At 58.0% G+C, this 20,822-nt stretch carries 23 protein-coding genes and 2 pseudogenes; 19 read left to right on the top strand and 6 right to left on the bottom strand.

The genetic code is table 11. The features are described from left to right. Positions 1-51: 51 nt before the first annotated feature. The 11 genes from ftsH (at position 52) to C2U41_RS02090 (ending at position 11,018) form a co-directional block, all read left to right on the top strand. On the top strand, positions 52-1,857 hold the full coding sequence (gene ftsH, locus C2U41_RS02140; RefSeq protein ID WP_003847766.1) for an ATP-dependent zinc metalloprotease FtsH: 1,806 nt from the start codon (positions 52-54) through the stop codon (positions 1,855-1,857). Between the two features lie 87 nt (positions 1,858-1,944). Next, entirely contained in the window at positions 1,945-2,403 is a 459-nt protein-coding gene (gene hsp20-GI / locus C2U41_RS02135; RefSeq protein WP_001275372.1) for a small heat shock protein sHSP20-GI, read from the top strand. A 22-nt stretch (positions 2,404-2,425) separates the two neighbouring features. Continuing rightward, positions 2,426-3,340: a heat resistance protein YfdX1 gene (yfdX1, locus tag C2U41_RS02130; protein WP_003847769.1), complete on the top strand. Its 915-nt coding sequence runs from the start codon at positions 2,426-2,428 to the stop codon at positions 3,338-3,340. A gap of 102 nt (positions 3,341-3,442) precedes the next feature. Next, positions 3,443-4,330 (top strand): heat resistance protein YfdX2, encoded by an 888-nt coding sequence (yfdX2, locus tag C2U41_RS02125; protein ID WP_003847770.1) that lies wholly within the window; start codon positions 3,443-3,445, stop codon positions 4,328-4,330. 89 nt (positions 4,331-4,419) lie between these two features. After that, positions 4,420-5,031, top strand: coding sequence for a heat resistance membrane protein HdeD-GI (gene hdeD-GI / locus C2U41_RS02120; protein ID WP_003847772.1), 612 nt, complete (start codon positions 4,420-4,422; stop codon positions 5,029-5,031). Positions 5,032-5,110: 79 nt separating this feature from the next. After that, positions 5,111-6,256, top strand: a complete 1,146-nt coding sequence (locus tag C2U41_RS02115) for a hypothetical protein (protein ID WP_003847774.1) — start codon at positions 5,111-5,113, stop codon at positions 6,254-6,256. Continuing rightward, the gene (trx-GI, locus tag C2U41_RS02110; protein ID WP_000786814.1) at positions 6,246-6,686 is read left to right on the top strand and encodes a heat resistance system thioredoxin Trx-GI; all 441 of its coding nucleotides are present in this window, start codon (positions 6,246-6,248) and stop codon (positions 6,684-6,686) included. The genes C2U41_RS02115 and trx-GI overlap by 11 nt, the downstream gene beginning before the upstream one ends. Positions 6,687-6,689: 3 nt before the next feature. Further along, a complete protein-coding gene (gene kefB-GI / locus C2U41_RS02105) occupies positions 6,690-8,405 on the top strand; it encodes a heat resistance system K+/H+ antiporter KefB-GI (protein WP_003847777.1) in 1,716 nt (571 codons plus the stop codon). Beyond that, entirely contained in the window at positions 8,402-8,899 is a 498-nt protein-coding gene (gene psiE-GI / locus C2U41_RS02100; protein ID WP_003847780.1) for a heat resistance protein PsiE-GI, read from the top strand. Before kefB-GI ends, psiE-GI begins: the two co-directional genes overlap by 4 nt. Further along, positions 8,877-9,842, top strand: a complete 966-nt coding sequence (locus tag C2U41_RS02095; protein WP_003847782.1) for a zinc metalloprotease HtpX — start codon at positions 8,877-8,879, stop codon at positions 9,840-9,842. Before psiE-GI ends, C2U41_RS02095 begins: the two co-directional genes overlap by 23 nt. Positions 9,843-9,866: 24 nt before the next feature. Then, positions 9,867-11,018 carry a S1C family serine protease gene (locus C2U41_RS02090; protein ID WP_003847784.1) on the top strand — a complete coding sequence of 384 codons (1,152 nt, stop codon included), beginning with the start codon at positions 9,867-9,869 and terminating at the stop codon, positions 11,016-11,018. 224 nt (positions 11,019-11,242) lie between these two features. Here the strand turns inward: C2U41_RS02090 and C2U41_RS02085 are convergent. Further along, positions 11,243-12,083 (bottom strand): annotated as a pseudogene (locus tag C2U41_RS02085) (IS5 family transposase); the annotation flags it as partial. A gap of 57 nt (positions 12,084-12,140) precedes the next feature. Here C2U41_RS02085 and C2U41_RS02080 point away from each other — a divergent pair. The 8 genes and pseudogenes from C2U41_RS02080 to ykfI all read left to right on the top strand — a co-directional run bounded on the left by C2U41_RS02080 (position 12,141) and on the right by ykfI (position 16,114). Continuing rightward, positions 12,141-13,288, top strand: a protein-coding gene (locus C2U41_RS02080) for an IS3 family transposase (protein ID WP_103849485.1) whose coding sequence is annotated in 2 segments (ribosomal slippage) — positions 12,141-12,378 and positions 12,378-13,288 — 1,149 coding nt in all. Because the reading frame shifts where the segments join, the coding sequence is not laid out codon by codon here. Next, positions 13,281-13,568, top strand: coding sequence for a hypothetical protein (locus tag C2U41_RS02075; protein WP_146051406.1), 288 nt, complete (start codon positions 13,281-13,283; stop codon positions 13,566-13,568). Before C2U41_RS02080 ends, C2U41_RS02075 begins: the two co-directional genes overlap by 8 nt. Before the next feature lie 460 nt (positions 13,569-14,028). Continuing rightward, positions 14,029-14,121, top strand: a pseudogene (locus C2U41_RS29920) (DUF905 family protein); the annotation flags it as partial. A gap of 112 nt (positions 14,122-14,233) precedes the next feature. Further along, positions 14,234-14,695, top strand: coding sequence for an antirestriction protein (locus C2U41_RS02070; protein WP_003031344.1), 462 nt, complete (start codon positions 14,234-14,236; stop codon positions 14,693-14,695). Positions 14,696-14,710: 15 nt separating this feature from the next. Beyond that, positions 14,711-15,187 carry a JAB domain-containing protein gene (locus C2U41_RS02065; protein ID WP_003031345.1) on the top strand — a complete coding sequence of 159 codons (477 nt, stop codon included), beginning with the start codon at positions 14,711-14,713 and terminating at the stop codon, positions 15,185-15,187. An 8-nt stretch (positions 15,188-15,195) separates the two neighbouring features. Further along, complete coding sequence (locus C2U41_RS02060) at positions 15,196-15,417, top strand: DUF987 domain-containing protein (protein WP_003031346.1); 222 nt, start codon at positions 15,196-15,198, stop codon at positions 15,415-15,417. A gap of 17 nt (positions 15,418-15,434) precedes the next feature. Further along, positions 15,435-15,752 (top strand): type IV toxin-antitoxin system YeeU family antitoxin, encoded by a 318-nt coding sequence (locus C2U41_RS02055; protein WP_003031347.1) that lies wholly within the window; start codon positions 15,435-15,437, stop codon positions 15,750-15,752. Between the two features lie 20 nt (positions 15,753-15,772). Continuing rightward, positions 15,773-16,114 (top strand): type IV toxin-antitoxin system toxin YkfI, encoded by a 342-nt coding sequence (ykfI, locus tag C2U41_RS02050; RefSeq protein ID WP_003031349.1) that lies wholly within the window; start codon positions 15,773-15,775, stop codon positions 16,112-16,114. 691 nt (positions 16,115-16,805) lie between these two features. On the opposite strand, the gene C2U41_RS02045 is transcribed toward ykfI, so the two are convergent. From C2U41_RS02045 to C2U41_RS02025, 5 genes are read right to left on the bottom strand one after another with little or no spacing between them, the layout of a single operon-like run. Then, positions 16,806-19,139, bottom strand: coding sequence for a primase-helicase zinc-binding domain-containing protein (locus C2U41_RS02045; protein ID WP_103849115.1), 2,334 nt, complete (start codon positions 19,137-19,139; stop codon positions 16,806-16,808). 14 nt (positions 19,140-19,153) lie between these two features. Next, complete coding sequence (locus C2U41_RS02040) at positions 19,154-19,474, bottom strand: DUF5375 domain-containing protein (RefSeq protein WP_021563885.1); 321 nt, start codon at positions 19,472-19,474, stop codon at positions 19,154-19,156. Continuing rightward, positions 19,471-19,698, bottom strand: a complete 228-nt coding sequence (locus tag C2U41_RS02035) for a hypothetical protein (RefSeq protein ID WP_002444348.1) — start codon at positions 19,696-19,698, stop codon at positions 19,471-19,473. The genes C2U41_RS02040 and C2U41_RS02035 overlap by 4 nt, the downstream gene beginning before the upstream one ends. After that, positions 19,695-20,246 (bottom strand): host cell division inhibitor Icd-like protein, encoded by a 552-nt coding sequence (locus C2U41_RS02030; RefSeq protein ID WP_034920516.1) that lies wholly within the window; start codon positions 20,244-20,246, stop codon positions 19,695-19,697. Before C2U41_RS02030 ends, C2U41_RS02035 begins: the two co-directional genes overlap by 4 nt. Then, entirely contained in the window at positions 20,243-20,509 is a 267-nt protein-coding gene (locus C2U41_RS02025; RefSeq protein WP_000556587.1) for a helix-turn-helix transcriptional regulator, read from the bottom strand. Before C2U41_RS02025 ends, C2U41_RS02030 begins: the two co-directional genes overlap by 4 nt. Between the last annotated feature and the right edge of the window lie 313 nt (positions 20,510-20,822).

Raw genomic sequence — 20,822 nt, 5'->3', positions numbered from 1 at the left:
CCGTCTGTTCACCTGATCCTCTGGCAACTCGACTTTCGAGGAACACGGCCCATGGAAAAAAAGAATCAATGGAATACCGGCTACTGGATCGTTGCACTCCTGCTGTTGTTGAGTTTGCAGAGCTACTGGCAGACGGCGAAAACCGTCGAGCCGGTGCCCTACAGCGAGTTCGAGAAGGCGCTGGCCGAGGGGCGCGTGGCCGAAGTGCTGGTGTCGGATCGTACGGTGACCGGGCGCCTGAAGTCGCCGGACAGCCGGGGCAAGACGACGATCGTTGCAACGAGGGTCGAACCCGATCTTGCCGATCGCCTGTCGAAGTACGACGTGCCCTATGCCCGCGTGTTGGAGAGCACCTGGCTGCGCGATGTGCTGTCGTGGATCCTGCCAGCGGTAGCCTTCTTTGGCGTCTGGTTCTTCCTGTTCCGCCGCTTCGCCGAGAAGCAGGGCATGGGCGGGTTTCTCAACATCGGTAAGAGCCGCGCCAAGGTGTTCGTGGAAAAGAACACCGGTGTGACGTTCGCCGATGTCGCGGGGGGGGATGAGGCCAAGGCGGAGCTGGTCGAGATCGTCGATTTCCTGAAGAATTCGCAGGACTATGGCCGTCTCGGGGCGCGCATTACCAAGGGCGTGTTGCTGGTCGGCCCACCGGGCACCGGCAAGACATTGCTGGCCAAGGCTGTTGCCGGCGAGGCGGCGGTGCCCTGCTTCTCCATCTCCATCTCCGGCTCAGAGTTTGTCGAGATGTTCGTCGGCGTGGGTGCGGTCCGTGTGTGCGAGCTGGCCCGCGGGCAGGCACCGGCCATCATCTTTATCGACGAGCTCGATGCGCTGGGCCGCGCGCGCGGCGTCGGCGGCCACGACGAGCGCGAGCAGACCCTCAACCAGCTGCTCACGGAGATGGACGGCTTCGACAGCTCGGTCGGGCTGATCATCCTCACCGCCACCAACCGCCCCGAAATCCTCGACCAGGCGCTGCTGCGTGCCGGCCGCTTCGACCGCCAGGTGCTGGTGGACCGGCCCGACATCAAGAAGGGGCGGCTGGACATCCTGAAGGTTCATGTCAAGAAGGTGACGCTGGCCCAGGATGTAGACCTCGAACAGGTAGCCGCACTGACCACGGGCTTTTCCGGCGCGGACCTCGCCAATCTGGTCAACGAGGCGGCGCTGGCGGCGAGGAGACGCCGTGCGTCCGCCGTGGAATTGCAGGACTTCACCGCGACCATCGAGCGCATCGTGGCGGGCCTGGAAAAGAAGAGCCGCGTGCTCAACCCCAAGGAGCGGGAAACCGTGGCCCATCACGAGATGGGCCATGCGCTGGTGGCGCTGGCGCTGCCCGAAACCGACCCCGTACACAAGATCTCGATCATCCCGCGCGGCATCGGCGCGCTGGGCTACACCTTGCAGCGCCCCACCGAAGACCGCTTCCTGATGACGCGTACCGATCTCGAGCACAAGATCGCCGTACTGCTGGGCGGGCGTGCCGCCGAAAAGCTGGTGTTCGGCGAGTTGTCTACCGGGACGGCGGACGATCTGGCGCGAGCCACCGACATCGCCCGCGACATGATCACCCGCTTTGGCATGGACGAGGGCCTGGGCTACATCGCCTTCGAGGCGCAGCGGCCCCGCTTTCTCGATACACCTGAACTGGCCCACGGCGGTTGCCGGTTGGCCGAATCGACCCAGGCGCGCATCGATCAGGCTATCCGCGACATCGTGATGGGCGTGTTCGAGCGCGCCTACCGGATTCTCGACATCAACCGCGCGGTGCTGGAGCGCTGTGCGCGCGAGCTGCTGGCGCGGGAAACGCTCGACGAAAGCGATATCCGTCAATTGACTCAAGGACTTGTTCGGAACTGAAAACAGTAGTAGGTGCCATTCAGAGTAAACCGACGGCTCTGTTCAGTGCGTCATCCAATTCGTCGGCATTGTTCAAGGAGAACCGATATGTCTGCATTGACACCGTGGGACCCCTTCCGGGAACTGGATGAATTGCAAAACCGCCTGGCGACGATGTTCGGACGAATACCCCAGCGACAGGGCGCCCGTACCGGCAACGAAGCCATGACCACGGCGGACTGGGCACCAATGGCGGACATCAGCGAGGATGAGAACGCATTCCTCCTCAAGCTGGATCTGCCGGAGGTCCCCAAGGATGCCGTGCGCGTCAGCGCGGAAAACGGTGTGCTCACCATCAGCGGCGAGCGCAAACTGGAAAAAGAGGAGCAGGGCAAGAAGTTCCACCGCATCGAACGTGCGTATGGCCGCTTTGTGCGCAGCTTTGTCTTGCCTGACAACGTTGATCCGACCAAGGTGACGGCTTCCATGAAAGACGGCGTGCTGGAAGTGCGGCTTGTCAAGGCCGAGCAAGCCAAACCGAAACAGATTGAAATCTCAGTCAACTAACTTCAATCAAGAGCCCAAGATCATGAATATCAAACAGCCACAATACACCTTCTCCGCACTTGCCCTGGCGGTCGTCGTCGGACTGAGCGGACCGGCTCTGGCCCAATCGGCGGCAGGTTCTAGCCCAGGTGCTGCAGCACCCTCTGCCGCATCCAAGGCGGCACAGCCACAGGTAGATGACAAGGCCGCCCGGGAAGCCGATAAAAAGCGTGCCGAGCTCACTCAAGACGCCATCACGGCGCTCACCAAGACCCAGGAGGCTTTGACCCTCCTTGATGCAAATAAGACCAAGGAGGCGCTTGCTGCGCTGGAACTGGCCAGCGGAAAGATGGAACTGGTATTGGCACGCGACGCCAAACTTGCTTTGGCGCCGGTCGATGTACGCGTCATCACCCACGATATCCACGCCAACGTGGAATCGGTAAAGAAAGCGGTCAAGTTGTCTCGGGAGTTGTTGGGTGATGGCGAGGTGCAAAAGGCCCGGCCCATCGTTGCCAATCTGGCCAGCGAAATCGTAATCCAAACCGACAACCTTCCGATGGCAACGTACCCGGCAGCGATCAAGTCGGCCGCACGGCTCATCGACAGCGGCAAGATCGACAACGCCAAAGCGGAACTCGCCCGAGCACTGAACACGCTGGTGGTGACCTCGGTCGCCTTTCCTCTGCCCGTGCTACGGGCCGAAGCCGCGATGGCAAAAGCTGAAAAGCTGGCCGAGACCGACAGGCGCGATGCCAAGCAGAACGAGGAGCTCAGCACCTTGCTGTCGTCCGTGCGCACGGAGATCGAGATGGCGCAGATCCTGGGTTATGGCAAGAAGGCGGACTTCAAACCCATCTTCGATCAGGTGAAGTCCATTGAGCAAAAGTCGGCTGGTGGCAAAAGCGGCAAGGGATGGTTCGACGAGTTGAAGACGCGCATCCAAAAGCTGTTTTGAGGTGATGAAGGGGCTGACTGCTCTGTCGGTCAGTCTCGCGATGTTCGCATTCAGCCCCAATAGATTCGCCTATTTTCACTATCTCATACGAGGCATATCACCATGAATGAGCAAACACCGAATCCCAATGCGACGAACGAAGGAATAAACGAACAGGCCGCGGTAAGCAGCCTTCCTGTCAGTCCAGAGTCCAAGCCTGAAGTCGTCACGGAGGTACAGCCTGAGGTTCAGAAAGAAACGGACTCGCAGGCGGAAGACAAACGTAAACAAGTCCTCGATGAGGCAGTCTCGGCCTTGTCGCTGACCAAATCCGCGCTGGCCGCACTTGACGGCAAGGACACTGCACGCGCATTGGCAACGCTGGCCGAAGTGACGGGAAAGCTGGAGCTGATCGTCGCGCGCGAACCCACGCTCGCCCTGGCCGGCGTTGATGTGCGCACCATCGTGCACGACTTGTTCGCCAACACGGAAACCATTGAGGCGATGACCGACGAGGCGCTGGATGCCCTCAAACATGGCGAGGTGCAACAGGCTCGCCACGTGCTGGCTTTGCTGGCCAGTGAAATCGTGATCACGGTCACCAGCATCCCTTTGGCGTCCTATCCCGCAGCCGTGAAGGCAGTCGTGCCGCTGATCGATCAGGGCAAGATCGAAGAAGCCAAAGCCGCGCTGCAGTCAGCGCTCAGCACGCTGGTCGAGGAGCGCAGCGTGCTTCCGCTGCCCGTCCTGCGTGCGAAGCTGCTCCTGAAGCGCGCCGAGCCCCTGGTAGAAGATGGTCAGCGCAGCGAAGCATCCAATGAGCGCCTGGAGACATTGTTGAACGAAGCCCGGCAGCAATTGGAAATGGCAGAACTGCTGGGCTATGGAAAAAGGAAGGACTTTGAGCCCCTGTACGCTGAACTCAAGAAAATCAAGGAAAAGACGGGAGGGGGAGGCTGCGGAAAAGGCTGGCTCGATGAAGTCAAGGCAAAACTGTCCAAGTTGTTCTGAAACCCCTGGATAGGGGGCGCATAGCGCCCCCTCTCTTGTTCCATGAGTGTTTGATTTTTTATTCTGTATAGATCTTTAGGAGATATTGCATGAATACAGACACCATCGCTAATTCCAATGCGGATGACCCCACCAAAGCACTGTGTTCGCTGAGCCAAAATTGGTGGCTTTTTGTGCTGCGTGGTGTCTTGGCATTGATTTTTGCAGCCCTCGCGTTCTGGATGCCACAATCGGCTCTGTTGGCCATGACCATCATGTTCGGCGCATTTTCCTTGGTCAATGGCGCGTTCAACTTGTTTGCAGCGGTGCGCCATATACAGAAAAAAGAGCGCTGGGGCTGGCTGCTGTTCAGCGGCATTGTCGGCATACTTACGGGCGTCGTCGTCCTGGTTGCTCCTTGGGCCGCCACGATAGTCTTGGCTTCTTTTTTATGGGCTAGCGTGGGCTTCTGGGCGATTTTCACCGGTGTGCTGGAGATATCCGCCGCCGTTCGGCTGCGTCGGGAAATCAAGGGTGAAATCTGGCTTGCCCTCAGTGGACTGCTCTCGATTATCCTTGGCGCTATCGTCTTGTGGATATTTTTTACCCGTCCGGTCGAGTCATTCGTGGCCGCAGGCTGGCTGTTGGGTTTCCATGCGGCAGTCTATGGCGTCACGCTTTTGTTCTTGAGTTGGAGTCTTCGCAAAACGCGCCTGGGGTAAGAGCGTGCCAAACCAAAATCTATGGATATGAGCATCCTCGATTCATACCTCCATAGAAATGACATCGAAGGAGTCATACATGCAGATGCAATATAGCTATCGAGCTATCGACAAAGAGTTTCATGAACCTTGGCAGAGAACTTTGGGAAATGTGATCGAGCACGCCCTCAAGCCATTGCTCGACAAACACACTAAAGATTCAGCGCAACTTCAAATCGTCCTTGATCGCGACAAGATCAAGCGGCAATTTCTGGCCAGTGGCTATATGCACCTGCCCGGCAAAAAGATTGTCAGCGTTACTGCATCACATGACGAGCTGACGCCCCTCGCGAAGATGCTCGCACAGTCGTTGTTCCGTCAGGCCAGGAAGCATTTTGACCGACTGCATGCTCAGGATCAAATCAAGCGCAAAGCACGACGCGAGCGCTTGCGCGAGCTCAAGGTGCGGATTGCCGCAAAACCCGCATCAGCCGCCCATGAGGCCGAGGTGACCCGAATGCCTCTACTGTCGAAACTTGAGGCTGTCGCAAGGCGTGAGCTGGCTTATCTGCGGGCCGTCGGCGATTTACCGCGCGATTATCCGACGCTGCGCGACGTGGTGGATGAAGCGATTGTCCGAGCTGAGGTGGAATGGCAATCCGTGCCGGGGGAAAAAGAGGCTTACACCGATCTTTTGAAGCATCTGTTCGCCGTCCTGGATAACGAAGTGGCAAGCAGCCGGCAATTTGGCGAATTCGTTTCTCTGGACGCGCCGGTCGAACCGGATGCCCAAGACGTGGCCGAGGCCATGGTGGAAGAGGAAATCTTCGAATTTTATCAGCCCGATGACACACTCAAGCTGGCCGATATCTTCGCTGGCAGTCAGCATCCCGATGTCGCAACGATCGCGGAACAGGAGGAGCTGATTGATCGGTCGAGCGAGCTCGCTTTTGCATTTGACCTGCTGAAGGACATGCCGCGTTTGTGGCGGCGCATTTTTCTGCTTATCCGTGTGGACGGGCTGAATGCCAGCAGCGTCTCTGAAATCCTGCTGATTCCTAGTAAGGAAGATGCTGTCCGAAGGTGGCTCATGCAGGCCGAAGCATTCATCGCTGCTCATCTGGAAGAGGCCGGAGTAAGCAAAAACGGGAACGATTGGCTCCAAGGCGTTGATTGGTCGGCATTGTCTGTGACCCGAAGCGAGGCAGCCTCACTGTGGTCCAAGGAGGCGAACCATGAAGAATGATCTTCACCTCGTCTGCCCGCATTGCCAGTCCATCAACCGCGTACCGACTGCGAAGCTATCGGAACATCCCAACTGTGGCCGCTGCCAGCAGCCCTTGTTCACGGGCGAGCCCATCGAGTTGACCACGGCGACGTTCTCGCGCCACGTGGAGCGCAGCGATCTGCCGCTACTGGTCGATTTCTGGGCGCCATGGTGCGGGCCGTGCAAGATGATGGCGCCACAGTTCCAGCAAGCGGCGCACCAGCTCGAACCGAGGATCCGGCTGGCGAAGGTGAATACCGAGGCTGAGCCCCACCTGGCCGCGCAGTTCGGTATCCGCAGCATCCCGACGCTCGCCCTGTTCCAGGGTGGGCGGGAGATCGCCCGTCAGGCCGGCGCGATGGGCGCGCAGGACATCGTGCGCTGGACGTCGACGCAAGTGGGACGCTGACCGATGCAGGCCTTACTCGGCGATACGCTAATCCTGCTGGCGGCTTGCAGCCTGGCGTCGATGGCGACGGCGGCGTTCAGAGTGCCCGCCTTGCTGGGGTATCTCTCTGTCGGCGTTGTACTGGGCCCCTCAGTCATCAGCGTGATCGCGCCGGGGGAGACGCTGAGCTTTCTGTCCGAGCTGGGCGTGGCGCTGCTGTTGTTCATGGTCGGACTGGAATTCTCCCTCGGACACTTCTGGCTCGCCCGCAGGACGGTGCTGATGGCGGGCGCTCTGCAGATGATCGCCGTGGCCCCGCCGCTGATCCTGCTATTGATGTGGCTGGGGCAGCCCGGCCAGAGCGCCGCGCTGCTCGGCACTGCGGCGGCCATGTCGTCCACGGCGCTGGTCAGCCGACAACTGGCCGACCAAGGCGAGCTCACCACCCGCCACGGCCGCAGTGCCATCGCCGTGCTGGTCTTTCAGGACCTGGCCAGCGTGCCCCTGCTGGCCTTGCTGGCGATCTGGGCGCGCGGCGAGTCGCCGAAGATCGAGCATGTGCTGCTCGAAGTATTCGGTGTGCTGCTGCTGTTCGCGGCAGCGGCCCTCGCCTCGCGCCGTCTGTTGCATGGCCTGCTGGGCTGGGTGGCGCGGCGGGGCCACGAGGAATCGTTCGTGCTCGTCTCCTTGTGCGTGGTGGTGGCTGCCGCCGCCGCTGCGCACGCGGTCGGCGTATCCGCCGCCCTGGGGGCCTTCCTCGCCGGGATGGTCCTGGGCGAGAGCGACTTCCGGCACCACATGGAAAGCCACCTCAGGCCCTTTCGCGATGTGTTGTCGGGCGTGTTCTTCGTGACCATCGGCCTGCAACTGGACGCAGCACAGATTCTTTCGGCACCGCTGGCGGTGCTGGCGTGGCTGGTGGTGCTGGTACCAGTCAAGATCCTGCTCAATACGCTGGCCTTGCGGGCGACGCGCCTGTCCGCCCTCGATGCCTGGCGCGCGGGCATAGCGTTGGGGCACGGCGGCGAGTTCGCCCTGCTGTTGTTGGGCACGGTCTTGCAGCAGCATCTGATCCCCGCGACCGTCGTCCAACCCATGCTGGTCGCGCTGGTGCTCAGCATGGCTCTGGCACCGCTACTGATCCGCCATCACGATGTACTTGCCCGGTTCTTGAGCCGCACCGGCGGCGTCATTCAGCCACCCCAGGCTGAAGAAGTCGAGATCGCCGCGCAGACGACGCGATATCGAGACCATGTCATCGTTTGCGGCGCGGGCGAGCTTGGCCTTACAGTCAGCGAGATTCTTCGCCACGCCGGCGTGGCGCATCTGCTGCTGGAGGCGGACGCGCAGAAGGTCGAGGCCGCGCGTGCCGCCGGCGCGCCGGTGTTCCATGGCGATGCCAGTCGGCCCGATACCTTGCTGGCTGCCGGCTTGACGCATGCGCACTTGGTGGTGCTGACGTTCGCCCATGCCCAGCAAGCGTTGCGCATCGCCCAGGCGATTGCCGAGCGCCGTCCGGCGCTGACCTTGTGGGTGTCATGCAGAAGTACGACCGCGGCCGATGCATTTCGCGCCATGCCCAACGTGCGCGTGTATCAGCAATCCTTTGCCGCAGCTATTGGGCTGGCGGAACAGGTGATGTCGACGCTTGGCATGTCGACCGAGCTGATTGAAGGACACATCAACGCAATGCGCCGCCGTCTCGACAGCAGCCGTTTTCCAGGGAGTTCATCGTCATGAAATCAACACGCCTTAACCCATTTCAGGTCTTGCGTGACCAATTAGCCATCATGAGTTTTTACGAGCGCTTCGAGCAGGTCGTCGCGCTCGTGCTGTCGGCGGTGATCGCCGTCATCATCGTGGTGTCGCTGTTCCAGCTCATCTCCATCGTCTTCACGCTGCTGGTTCTCGATGCCTTCAATCCCCTGGACCACAAGGTATTCCAGAGCGTGTTCGGTATGATCATGACGCTCTTGATCGCGATGGAGTTCAAGCATTCCATCGTGCGCGTGGCGCTGCGTCGGGACAGCATCATCCAGGTCAAGACAGTGGTCCTGATCGCGCTGATCGCACTCTCCCGCAAGTTCGTGGTCCTCGACTCCGACGCGAGCCCCGCAAAGATAGCCGCGCTGGCAAGCGCCACGCTGGCTCTGGGTGCGACCTACTGGCTGCTGCGCAAGCGCGGCGACCGCGCCGCCGAGACCTCTGAGCATGACCCGTCATCATCCCAGTGATCCGCGCACGGCGCTCTTGCAACACCGCTGGCTCAACCGCCTGCAGACCGGGCTGTTGGTCCTGACCCTGGTCGGGATCGCAGCCGCAGCAGGGAGACTGCCGTTTGGGGAAGGCTGCCTGTGGCTCGCGCTGTTTGCCGTTGCAGGTGCGTTGCTGCTGGAACCGGTAGCCGCGTCGGCGCTGAGCTTGCGCCTGTACCGCGTACGGGCCTTGCACCCGCAAGAAGCCCACGAGATGTGGGCCCGGTTGCGCGAGCTGCCCGCCCGTGCCGGTTTGCCCGCCACGCCGGTGCCGCACTATGTGCCCAGTGCCGTCGTCAACGCCTTCGCCACCGGATCGAAGCAGGAGGCATCGATCGCCCTCACCGATGGCCTGCTGCGCAGCCTGAGCCCACGCGAGCTGGCGGGTGTGCTCGTGCACGAGGTCGCGCACATCGCTAATGAGGATCTGCGTGTCATGGGGCTGGCGGATTCCGACAGTCGCCTCACGAGCCTACTGGCCCTTATGGGACAGATCGCGATCCTGCTCAGCCTGCCCGCGCAGCTGGTTGGCGCGGCGGAGGTCTATTGGCCTGGTCTATTGTTATTGGCCGCATCGCCCCAGCTGGCTCTGCTCGCACTGCTCGGCTTGTCTCGCGTGCGTGAGTTCGACGCTGACCGCCTTGCGGCGGAACTGACTGGCGACCCGCAGGGGCTGGCGTCCGCGCTGGCGAAAATCGAGCGGGTCAGCCGCTCCTGGCGTGCCTGGCTATGGCCGGGATGGGGCAATCCCGAGCCCTCCTGCTTGCGCACGCGTCCGGCAACGCAAGAGCGCATCGCACGCCTGCTGACGTTGGCGCCTGGGCCAGCATCAGCGTTGCCACTCCGCGCGCCCCATTTTTTGCCGGAATCCGCTTTGGCGACGCGCCCACCGCGCTGGCGCCCGAGCGGGCTGTGGCGCTGATTGCCCATCAACAGGAGACGTCTCATGGCCTATCTCGACCCGTACCAACGCCCCGCGCCGGACCGCTTCGTCCGGCGCGGGCTCTTCATCACCGCCTGCATTGCCGCGCTCATGCTGCTGTGGCAGTTTCTGCCCGCCATCGAAGCATGGTTCAGTCCGCGCGAGGCAGCAGAACGCACCGTGATGGCGCGTGGCGATCTGGCGGCGGACGAGAAAACCACCATCGAACTGTTCGAAAAATCGCGCGCCTCGGTGGTCTACATCACCACCGCGCAATTAGTACGCGATGTCTGGACGCGCAACGTGTTCTCCGTGCCGCGCGGCACTGGATCGGGCTTCATCTGGGACGACGCCGGCCACGTCGTCACCAACTTCCACGTCATCCAGGGCGCGTCCGAAGCCACCGTCAAACTGGCCGACGGCCGCGACTACCAGGCCGCGCTGGTGGGGACGAGCCCCGCGCACGACATCGCCGTGCTCAAGATCGGCGTCGGTTTCAAGCGCCCGCCGGCCGTGCCGGTCGGCACCAGTGCCGACCTCAAGGTGGGTCAGAAGGTGTTCGCTATCGGCAACCCCTTCGGCCTGGACTGGACGCTCACAACTGGTATCGTCTCCGCGCTCGACCGCTCGTTGCCGGGAGAAGCGGGCGGCCCGGCCATCGATCACCTGATCCAGACCGACGCCGCCATCAACCCCGGCAATTCCGGTGGCCCGCTGCTCGATTCGGCTGGGCGGCTGATCGGAATCAATACCGCCATCTACAGTCCGTCTGGCGCCTCGGCCGGCATAGGCTTTGCGGTGCCGGTCGATACCGTCATGCGCGTGGTGCCGCAACTCATAAAGACCGGCAAGTACATCCGTCCGGCGCTGGGCATCGAGGTGGATGAGCAGCTCAACGCGCGTCTGCAGGCGCTGACCGGCAGTAAGGGCGTATTCGTATTGCGCGTGACGCCGGGCTCGGCGGCGCACAGGGCCGGGCTCGTCGGCGTCGAGGTCACCGCAGGCGGCATCGTGCCCGGCGATCGCGTTATCAGCATCGACGGTATCGCCGTCGACGACGTCACCACATTACAGGCCCGGCTAGACGACAAGAACGTTGGAGATGTTGTGGTCTTGTTAGTGGAGCGGGCCGGCAAGACTCGCGAGATGCTTGTGGAACTACAACCGGGAGTTTGATGGAAAGTGGGTCATGGATCTGCACAGCGAAGCAGCCAAGCGACTTCAGCCTTGCGCCGAACTACGAGCCCTAGCTAGGGATGGTCTGAAGTAGCCCTGTATTTCCGGCTGACTTCAGCCACTGCTGATTTTGAAAGCGGTGAACCGATCAAAAACGATCGGATCACCCGCTCATTTCGGTGCTTTCAGCCGTCGCGAGCACCTTGCGACGGCCATTTTCCGCATTACAGGCGCACCTCTCCTGCGCTTGCCAGCAAATGTCGGCGGGCCATCCATAGGTTCGACAGGGCAAACAGCGTCACCAGTTGTGCAGTGTTCCTCACCAGCCCTCGGAAACGTACCTTGGTGTAGCCGAAACTGCCGCTTGATCACGCGAAACGGGGGCTCTACCTTCGCTCGCACTTGCGCCTTGGCCTTCTCGATCTTGCGCTTGGCTTTGTACAGGGCGCTGCGTTTATCGAGCATCTTGTAGGTGCTGCGGCGTGCTGCGACCTGCCAGATCACTTCTCGGTCGGCATGCTCGGAGCGCTTTTCGACGCCGGTGTAGCCGGCATCGGCGCAGACGACGTTCTCGTCGCCGTGCAGCAGCTTGTCGACGTGGGTGACATCCGCCACGGTGGCTGCCGTGCCCACCACGCTGTGTACCAGCCCCGATTCATCATCAACGCCGATGTGCGCCTTCATGCCAAAGTAATACTGGTTCCCCTTCTTGGTCTGGTGCATTTCCGGGTCGCGCTTGCCGTCCTGGTTCTTGGTTGAACTGGGCGCGTGGATCAGCGTGGCATCGACGATAGTGCCCTGGCGCAGCGACAGACCGCGATCCCCCAGGTAGCCATTGATCACGCAGAGGATGCCGGCTGCCAGCTCATGTTTCTCCAGCAGACGACGGAAGTTGAGGATGGTGGTTTCGTCAGGAATACGCTCCATGCTCAGCCCGGCTAACGGACGTAGGATGGTCGTCTCGTACAGCGCTTCTTCCATGGCCGGATCGCTGTAGCCGAACCAATTCTGCATCAGATGGATACGCAGCATCGCCATCAAGGGATACGCCGGGCGACCTGAATCGACACGGGTTTAACAGACACCTCAGAGTCATTTAAGATGGCTTAAAGAGAGGTGCCCATGAGCGGTAAGCGTTATCCCGAAGAGTTTAAAATTGAAGCAGTCAAACAGGTTGTTGATCGTGGTTATTCTGTTTCCAGCGTTGCAACACGTCTCGATATCACCACCCACAGCCTTTACGCCTGGATAAAGAAGTACGGGCCGGATTCCTCCACTCATAAAGAACAGTCAGATGCTCAGACCGAGATCCGCCGTCTCCAGAAAGAGCTGAAGCGGGTTACTGACGAACGGGACATATTAAAAAAAGCCGCGGCGTACTTCGCAAAACTGTCCGACTGAGGTACGCCTTTATCCGTGACAACGCCCGTTGCTGGCCTGTTCGCCTGCTCTGTCGGGTGCTGGATGTTCATCCCAGTGGCTTTTACGCATGGCTTCAGCAGCCGCATTCACAACGCCATCGGGCAGACCTGAGACTGACAGGACAGATTAAACAGTTCTGGCTGGAATCGGGATGCGTCTATGGTTATCGCAAGATCCATCTGGATCTGCGGGACAGCGGGCAACAGTGCGGAGTCAACAGAGTCTGGCGACTGATGAAACGTGTCGGGATAAAGGCTCAGGTCGGATACCGGAGCCCGTGGGCACGTAAAGGCGAGGCCAGTATCGTGTCGCCCAACAGGCTCCAGCGACAGTTCAATCCGGATGCTCCGGATGAGCGTTGGGTAACCGACATAACCTATATCAGGACCCACGAAGGCTGGCTGTATCTTGCTGTGGTTGTTGATCTGTTCTCACGCAAAATTATCGGCTGGTCCATGCAATCCCGGATGACAAAGGACATTGTCCTGAACGCACTGCTGATGGCTGTATGGCGGCGTAATCCCCAAAAACAGGTGCTGGTTCATTCGGATCAGGGCAGTCAGTACACAAGCCATGAGTGGCAGTCGTTCCTGAAATCACACGGACTGGAGGGCAGCATGAGCCGTCGCGGTAACTGCCACGATAATGCGGTTGCAGAAAGCTTTTTCCAGTTGTTGAAACGCGAACGGATAAAGAAAAAGATCTACGGAACGCGGGAGGAAGCCCGCAGCGATATTTTTGATTACATCGAAATGTTTTATAACAGTAAGCGTCGGCATGGTTCCAGCGATCAGATGTCACCGACAGAATATGAAAACCAGTATTATCAACGGCTCGGAAGTGTCTAGATTATCCGTGGCGATTCACTATCACCTTGCAGCCGATCACTCAGGTGAAAACTTCGTCTGGCTGTCCGCTGAGCAACGTGCTGACTGGAATGCGTTTCGTTTGCCTGCCACGGATAACGACATTCGCCAGGTTGACGCGATTCCTAGTGAGGAATTACGCGCACTGGCGCTGAGTATTAAAGGTGACAATAAGATACAGGAAATGACCCGCTCGCTTGGAATTAAGCGCCTGACCAGTCAGGCAAAAAAAAGGATTGAATCAATACTTAATGTTGTTTGAAGGTCAACCGTGTGGAAAACCACTTTTAGAGACTAATAGTCTGAAATATAGAGTCTTAATCGACCATTTTGAGACCGGATGTATTAAAGTCGATTTCTGACACCTCTTATCGTGGTTTTCCACATCACCAACATCGACCAGTTGGGCGTAATTAAGGAGTACTAACCTGCTCCCCGTATTTTCACACAGACTGCTGTTAGTTACTTCCGCTTTTGGCACAAAACGGCCTATCAGCATTATAAAAATATTCAGATATATATCATTCCTCTGAACATACACAACTAACGGCAGAATCTCACGATTCTGCCGCTTTTTTATTATTTTTCAGGGGGGGAGTAATGAATAATTCTGAAGGTTTGAAGTCGTTTCACTAATCGCTTTATGACCTACCGTAGTGGGTACCGGCTGATTGCGCAGCAGGGCCATTAGTTCCTGCCAGTATCACCGGCGTTAACATTGAAGACGACTAGGGCAGGCATGGAACTTTGAACCGGATGCCGGTGAAGGTCTTAACCGCTATACCCGCAAGCCAGGCATCTGTACGGACGTATCCATCTGCTGGCTCCGCATGATTTACCAGCAACATTTAATCTTCCCGAACACTCATTATTACCGCATACGCCAGCCGTCGCCGCTGGCGTTTTTTTATTGACGGAGACATACCCATGACAACAGCGACAAAAAACAACCTCGCATCTGCTGCTAACGAATCCGAATTTGAACTGACCGTAACGCAGATACCCGACGAACAGCGTATCTGCTTCTGGCCGCAGTACTTTGGCTCTATCCCACAATGGATAACGCTGGAACCCCGCATTTTCGCCTGGATGGACCGCTTCTGTGACGAGTACAACAGTGGTATCTGGTCCTTTTACACGCTCAGCAATGGCGGCGCGTTTATGGCCCCTGATGCTGACGTTGACGATAAATGGCATCTGTTCAACGGTATGAACGGCAATGGCGCGGACATGAGTGCTGAAGCCGCAGGCATTGCTGTCTGCCTGATTGAATACAGCCATCACGCCTGCCGTACAGAGTGTGACGCAATGACCGCGCACTATTACCGCCTGCGGGACTATGCCCTGCAGCATTCTGAAGCCCACGCCATTTTGCGTATCATTGACTGACCGGAGGAGCAACGAATGAAACAGCTTTCCTTTTTACCCGGCGAGATAACGCCACAGGACCGGCGTCTCATTCAGCGGGCGCTCAGGGCTCTGGAGCGGCACCTGCATGAGCCTGGGGTAGCCTTCACCTCCACTCATGCCGTCCGGGAGTGGTTGCGGCTGCATATGGCCGCGCTTGAACGGGAAGAGTTCCGGGTGCTGTATCTGAACCAGCAGAACCAGTTGATTGCCCACGAAACCCTGTTTGCCGGTTCTATTAGCAGTACCGAGGTACATCCCCGCGAGGTGGTCAAGCGCGCTCTGTACTTCAACGCGGCAGCGGTAATACTGGCGCATAACCATCCTTCCGGCGAGACGACGCCCAGCCAGGCTGACAAAGCCCTCACGCAGCGACTGGTTCAGGTACTTCAACTGGTGGATATCCGTGTCCCTGACCATCTGATTGTCGGCGGCAGGCAAATCTATTCGTTCGCAGAACACGGTCTGCTGTGAGGTATTACATGAAAATTATCAGTAAACGCCGGGCAATGACGATATACCGCCAGCATCCTGAGTCCCGAATCTTTCGTTTCTGCACCGGCAAATACCAGTGGCACGGTAGCGTCTGCCATTACACCGGCAGGGACGTTCCGGATATCACAGGAGTCCTGGCGGTATACGCCGAACGCCGCCAGGACCGCGAGGGGCCTTATGCCTGCCTGATGAGCATCACCCTGAACTGACAATAAAGAGGTTATCAATGAGCAAAATCACATGGGGTCTGCAGCGTGATATCACGCCACGTCTGGGAGCCCGTCTGGTGCAGGAAGGCAACCGACTGCATTATCTGGCTGACCGGGCCAGCATGACCGGCAAGTTCAGTGACATCGAATACCGGAAGCTGGATGAAACATTCCCGCACTTTATCCGCCAGATGGAATCGATGCTGACCACTGGTGAACTCAGCACCCACCATGCCCACTGCGTTACCCTGTACCACAACGATTTAACCTGCGAAGCCGACACCCTTGGCAGTTGCGGCTACGTATACATCGCCATTTACCCCACTCAGCGTTAATTACCTTCACGAGAGCAAACATGAAAACTTTACCTGCAACAACTCAGCGGGCGGTGAAGCCCTGCCTGTCACCCGTGGCTGTCTGGCAAATGTTACTGACACGTCTGCTGGAACAGCACTATGGTCTGACAATAAACGACACGCCATTCTGCAATGAGGCTGTGATTAAGGAACACATCGATGCCGGTATCACCCTAGCCGATGCCGTGAATTTTCTGGTAGAAAAATACGAGCTGGTTCGTATAGACAGGAAGGGATTTAGCTGGCAGGAACAATCTCCTTATCTCCGGGCTGTAGACATTCTGCGAGCGCGGCAGGCAACTGGCTTGTTGCGGCAAAGCCGTAACAACGTAGTACGATGAACATTGCGTACAACCTTCCCGATTTACATTTCTGAACTTCCTCCCTTGTTTACCTATTGCGTAATGCGCCTGCTACTACCCGGCGGGCGCGTTATCTTTTTACGGACAAACAATCATGCAACCAGAAGTTGAAGTATTAACCGATCATAATGAGCTAATTTGTTCGAGCTTTATTGAACACATTGCCAACACATTAAATTTAGGAGTGGTGTAGACATGGACAACTAAACCTGCAGCCACGGATGTATAGTGAGCGAAGCCCTATCAGGCCTTTTTGGTCAGTAGATAAGATTGATCTTCGTTGATAGAATTTACTTACACCAGCTGTTACATGAAAATAATTTTTTGGTGGGAGAATGATAAGATCTTACGTAAGAATTTGATTTTAATGGTGCGATAATAGGAACCGATAAACAACATCAATACAATGATTTTATTGATAAAAATAAAATCGAAAAACATTCCTATACACACCACTATACACATTGACGGGTGCGTTCATTTTTCATACGAACTAATTAACAGAAAAAAACTTTTTTTTAGAAAAACTGTTCACACTGTTCACTAATGGTTTTTGTTTATAATATTCATTAACTTATGCGGTGAATGGTTGGTGAACAGTGAACACTTTACTGTTCACTTTTGCCGTTTTGCAGGTAAAAAAAGACCGGCGATTGCCGGTCAGAGTAAGTTATCTCGCTATGGGATCATCGCATTTCGGCAGCCAGTCGGCGTTGCTTTCTTCCCTGAGCGCCAGATTGGTCTGTATGCCCTGATTTTTCCGGCGCTTTTCATAGCTCAGCCCGTACTCTTTCAGCATGGCTGACAGCCCCTTGCCGAACATGGTGAGGCTCAGGGTATTCCTGTAGCCGTGGGCTTCCATATACGCCAGATAGGCATGATACAGATACAGACGCGGCTGACGCGGTATGATGCTGGCATTGCCAATATACATACCCTCAGGCTCCGGCAGGGCTTCCAGATAGCCGCAAAAATCAAATGTCGGGTCGGCATCGCGCTTGATGCTGAGCGCCTCGTCGGAGTTCTGCTGTGACTGGAGCAGTGCGCGGGCAGTCATCGGATCGCTGAACTTCTGCATTAGCTGGCGCACAATCACGGCCAGCTCACGGGCGATTTTGTTCTTAAGCTGCGGGTCGCGTTCCTCCGGCGCAATCTGCTCCGGGAAATGCAGGATCACCCGGCGACGGGAAACACCGCCGCTGCGGTCAGTAAAGCGCATCGGGTTATTGTTCACGGCCAGAACCACCGCCGGAATATGGGTGGAGTACGCATCCTTGTATTTCGGGTCAACGGAGACCGCATCCCCGCCAGTGATGGCCTTGAGTCCTGCCCCGTCACCGCTCCACTTTTCCTGGTCAGGCAGGCGAATCAGCGAGAAGCCAATTAGCGCGGCACGTTCGCGCGGTGATTCCAGCGTTTCGATGGTGGCCGATGTGGCGTTATCTTCCCCGGCAAGCATGGTCGCAATTTCGGCCAGAATACTTTTCCCGCTGCCACCCGGCCCGGTCACTTCGAGAAAGAGCTGCCAGTCGTAGCGGTTCGCCAGCACCATAAACAGCGCGGCCAGAATCACGTCGCGTTTTTCCGGTCTGCCACCGGCGGCGCGGTCGAGCCAGCGCCAGAAATCCGGGGCGTGAGTTTCCAGCGTTTCACCCTCGACCGGCGGGGTAAAATCGACATCACAGAGCGTGCGCAGCCAGTGTGATTTATGGTGAGGGTTGAATGTGCCGGTGGCGGTATCGAGTACGCCGTTGCGAAAACCAATCAGACGGCGCGCCGGGGCGTCCTGCTGCGGAATAATCAGTTTCAGGGTCTCCACAACTGAGGCGATTTTCCCCGACGAGAACGGCGCGCGCAGACGCTGGAACAATCCGGCCACATCGCGGGCAAAATCCGACGGTGGAATGATTTTCCATATCCCGGCCTCATAGCGGGACAGGAGCTGGCCGTTCGCGTCCACGGCCAGCGCTTCGCCGTAATGTTCATGCACCCGCATTGCCTTTTCACTGGTGCTCATGGCGGTAAATTCCGCCTCACTCATGGTAGTGAAAGGACTGTCAGCCGGTGGCCGGATGGCGTCATAAATGGCTTTCCGCGTGGCCTCCTCTCCTTTCTCTATAAACGCATCATTCCAGTCACCGAACACCGGCGGCAGGGCGACAATGCCTTCACAGGCTTCTGCGGCCGCCGCGGCTTTGTTCTGGCCGTCACCGTTAAGGTCACGGTCGGCGGCGAGCACAATCTGACAGGCCGGGTGTTTCTGACGGGCAAGGCTCGCCAGAGAAAGGAGGTTCACGGACGACAGCGCCACCATAACGGTTTCGCCGGTCAGGTGATGCACGGTGAGCGCGGTCGCATAACCCTCCGCTATCCACAGGCGTTTTCCGGCCTGTTTTTTCCCTTCGATGGTATGGCTCGCTCCTTTTACCGCCCCGCCTTTCAGGGTGCGTTTGAGACCGTCAGAATTAATAAGCTGAACGTTAACCAGTGCCCCGGCATCGTCATACAGCGGGACAACCATATCACCGGCGCGGAACGTCACGCCGCCGGTTTTGTGTGTGGCCGTCAGCATGACACACTCATGACCGGGGAATCCCTTGCGGGTGAGGTAGGCGTTGCCGCTGGCCGTGCGGGTTTTCTCCATGAGCTTAACGGCCAGCCCGGCCGCCGCTTTGCGGTCAGCATCGGTTTCAGCTTCTGCGGCCGCAATCACTTCCGGGGCGACCGGCGACAGATTTCCGGTGACGGCATTCACCTTTTGGGCGGCCTCGGAGGCAGATACATCGAATACCTTCTCAATCAGTTTCAGTCCGTCACCCGCGCCGCACTGGTTACAGAACCACGTCCCGCGCCCCTCTTTGTCATCGAAGCGGAAGCGGTCAGAGCCGCCGCACACCGGGCAGGACTGATGGCGGTTTTTAATCACCTTCACACCCAGCGCCGGGAGGATACGCGGCCAGTGGCCGCACGCCTGTTTTACGGTTTCCGTTACGTTCATTTTCATGGTTATTTTCTCCCTCAGTGCAATACAGGCGATGTGATATGACGGGCGCAAAGTTCATCCATCACCGCGAGCCCGAGAAAGGACAGTGAGGGCGCGGCCTTGAGTGGTCCGGCTTCCATTAAATCTTCCAGCAGTGCGCAGGCAATCTGACGGCCTTTTTCCTCACCGTGCTGACGCAGATAGAAACCCTCCAGCTCGGCGGCAATGGCGCTTTCCAGTGCATCGAGGGTGAGGTAGGGATAGCGGTGCTGACGCTCGCATACCGTCAGCCATGCACAGGCCACGGCGCGACGATACAGCGCGGCGCGTAATACGGGGGGTAATGGCTTTTTCATACATTCCCTTCCCCGGTCAGCCACTGCTGATTGCAGCGTTCGACCACACCGTCGAGCTGGGCGGTCATGAGGTAAATCACGGAGGTGAGCTGTGACTGCTGCACCGGGTCACGCCTGACGGTCGCACAGTCCTGCACCTGCATCAGCTCATTGACGAGCTGGCCGATGTTGCGCATGTGCTCAAGGCATTCGAGGTCACGGGCGGTAATGGTGGTGTGTTTCATGCGCGCACCTCCGCAACCGGCAGGCGGCCAGCGAACGAGAGGACGTAATCGCGAACGAGGGAAAGCCGTGCGGCGTGTTCATCACCGGCAACAGTGCGGAGCATACAGATACGGGGTTTACGGTCTGCACGACGAACGGCGGCAAACACAAAGACAAACTGCGGGTGTGACGGAGTGAGGGTCGTAGCCATAGGGGCAACCTCCTTGAAGTAGCGGTTATTGCCACCACCGGAGTTCCTACGCTCATGGGTGGTGACCCGAACGGGGGTAGGAATACCGGCCTTCAAGGAAACCGGCCAGCCCGAAGGCTGCCCCGCCCGGACCACCATTATCTGACAGGGGCTAAGGTATAAGCACCACAGCCCGAAAAATGGGTGTGCCTGAGCAACGACATAAAAAAAGACGCATGGCGCGTCTGGTGTCGCCTTGAAGTAACTCGGGTTCCTACGCCCGGCTGCCGATTTTGCGACAGCGGGGAAACTATACCTGGAAACGGCGAAAAGAAGCAAGCCAGAAAAAGGGACGGTTTGCTGAACGGTCATCATCATGCGTCATAGCCCCGGTTGCGTTCGGCAATACGATCTGCCATCCATGCGGTGATTTCAGACTGCGCCCACGCCACGTTTTTACCGCCCAGGCTGATTTGTTTCGGGAAAGCCTCGCGGCTGATGAGGTCGTAAATGGTCGACCGGGACAGGCCGCACAGATGCATCACTTCGGGCAGACGGATAAAGCGCTCATGAACGGTATCAGAGACCGGCATCAGCGGCGCGGCAGGGGCAGAAGACGGGGAAGAAAAAGCGGTGTGCATCGGGCTACCTCACAAAGTCCATACAGTGCCGGTCGTGTCCGTCCGGCTTCGGGTAGCTCTCTATTTTGTGAATATTTTCCCTCAGGGCAACAAGTCTTTTTATAGCTCCTCGTCACACAACAGAGCGATTTTTGAACAATGGCAAACGCTGGCAAACAGATGCAAATCAATGCATTACATTGCAGTAACTTTAAGTACTTTCACTTATATATTTCCTCATAATTAATCGGAAAAAAGACTAAATCCGACACCCCAGGCAAAAAGCAAAAGGTGAACAGTAGTGAACAGTCGGTGAACAGTTACACCCTCAACT

Source organism: Citrobacter freundii complex sp. CFNIH4 (assembly GCF_002934505.1).
In the GTDB taxonomy this organism is placed as follows: Bacteria; Pseudomonadota; Gammaproteobacteria; order Enterobacterales; family Enterobacteriaceae; genus Citrobacter; species Citrobacter freundii.
The sequence above is the reverse complement of the archived record's forward strand: the minus strand, read 5'-3'. Positions and strand labels throughout refer to the sequence as shown.

Excerpts from the sequence above, each read along its gene's own strand:
- ftsH (WP_003847766.1), top strand. The coding sequence starts at position 52 with ATGGAAAAAAAGAATCAATGGAATACCGGCTACTGGATCGTTGCACTC.
- hsp20-GI (WP_001275372.1), top strand. The coding sequence starts at position 1,945 with ATGTCTGCATTGACACCGTGGGACCCCTTCCGGGAACTGGATGAATTG.
- yfdX1 (WP_003847769.1), top strand. The coding sequence starts at position 2,426 with ATGAATATCAAACAGCCACAATACACCTTCTCCGCACTTGCCCTGGCG.
- yfdX2 (WP_003847770.1), top strand. The coding sequence starts at position 3,443 with ATGAATGAGCAAACACCGAATCCCAATGCGACGAACGAAGGAATAAAC.
- hdeD-GI (WP_003847772.1), top strand. The coding sequence starts at position 4,420 with ATGAATACAGACACCATCGCTAATTCCAATGCGGATGACCCCACCAAA.
- C2U41_RS02115 (WP_003847774.1), top strand. The coding sequence starts at position 5,111 with ATGCAGATGCAATATAGCTATCGAGCTATCGACAAAGAGTTTCATGAA.
- trx-GI (WP_000786814.1), top strand. The coding sequence starts at position 6,246 with ATGAAGAATGATCTTCACCTCGTCTGCCCGCATTGCCAGTCCATCAAC.
- kefB-GI (WP_003847777.1), top strand. The coding sequence starts at position 6,690 with ATGCAGGCCTTACTCGGCGATACGCTAATCCTGCTGGCGGCTTGCAGC.
- psiE-GI (WP_003847780.1), top strand. The coding sequence starts at position 8,402 with ATGAAATCAACACGCCTTAACCCATTTCAGGTCTTGCGTGACCAATTA.
- C2U41_RS02095 (WP_003847782.1), top strand. The coding sequence starts at position 8,877 with ATGACCCGTCATCATCCCAGTGATCCGCGCACGGCGCTCTTGCAACAC.
- C2U41_RS02090 (WP_003847784.1), top strand. The coding sequence starts at position 9,867 with ATGGCCTATCTCGACCCGTACCAACGCCCCGCGCCGGACCGCTTCGTC.
- C2U41_RS02070 (WP_003031344.1), top strand. The coding sequence starts at position 14,234 with ATGACAACAGCGACAAAAAACAACCTCGCATCTGCTGCTAACGAATCC.
- C2U41_RS02065 (WP_003031345.1), top strand. The coding sequence starts at position 14,711 with ATGAAACAGCTTTCCTTTTTACCCGGCGAGATAACGCCACAGGACCGG.
- C2U41_RS02060 (WP_003031346.1), top strand. The coding sequence starts at position 15,196 with ATGAAAATTATCAGTAAACGCCGGGCAATGACGATATACCGCCAGCAT.
- C2U41_RS02055 (WP_003031347.1), top strand. The coding sequence starts at position 15,435 with ATGAGCAAAATCACATGGGGTCTGCAGCGTGATATCACGCCACGTCTG.
- ykfI (WP_003031349.1), top strand. The coding sequence starts at position 15,773 with ATGAAAACTTTACCTGCAACAACTCAGCGGGCGGTGAAGCCCTGCCTG.
- C2U41_RS02045 (WP_103849115.1), bottom strand. The coding sequence starts at position 19,139 with ATGAAAATGAACGTAACGGAAACCGTAAAACAGGCGTGCGGCCACTGG.
- C2U41_RS02040 (WP_021563885.1), bottom strand. The coding sequence starts at position 19,474 with ATGAAAAAGCCATTACCCCCCGTATTACGCGCCGCGCTGTATCGTCGC.
- C2U41_RS02035 (WP_002444348.1), bottom strand. The coding sequence starts at position 19,698 with ATGAAACACACCACCATTACCGCCCGTGACCTCGAATGCCTTGAGCAC.
- C2U41_RS02030 (WP_034920516.1), bottom strand. The coding sequence starts at position 20,246 with ATGATGATGACCGTTCAGCAAACCGTCCCTTTTTCTGGCTTGCTTCTT.
- C2U41_RS02025 (WP_000556587.1), bottom strand. The coding sequence starts at position 20,509 with ATGCACACCGCTTTTTCTTCCCCGTCTTCTGCCCCTGCCGCGCCGCTG.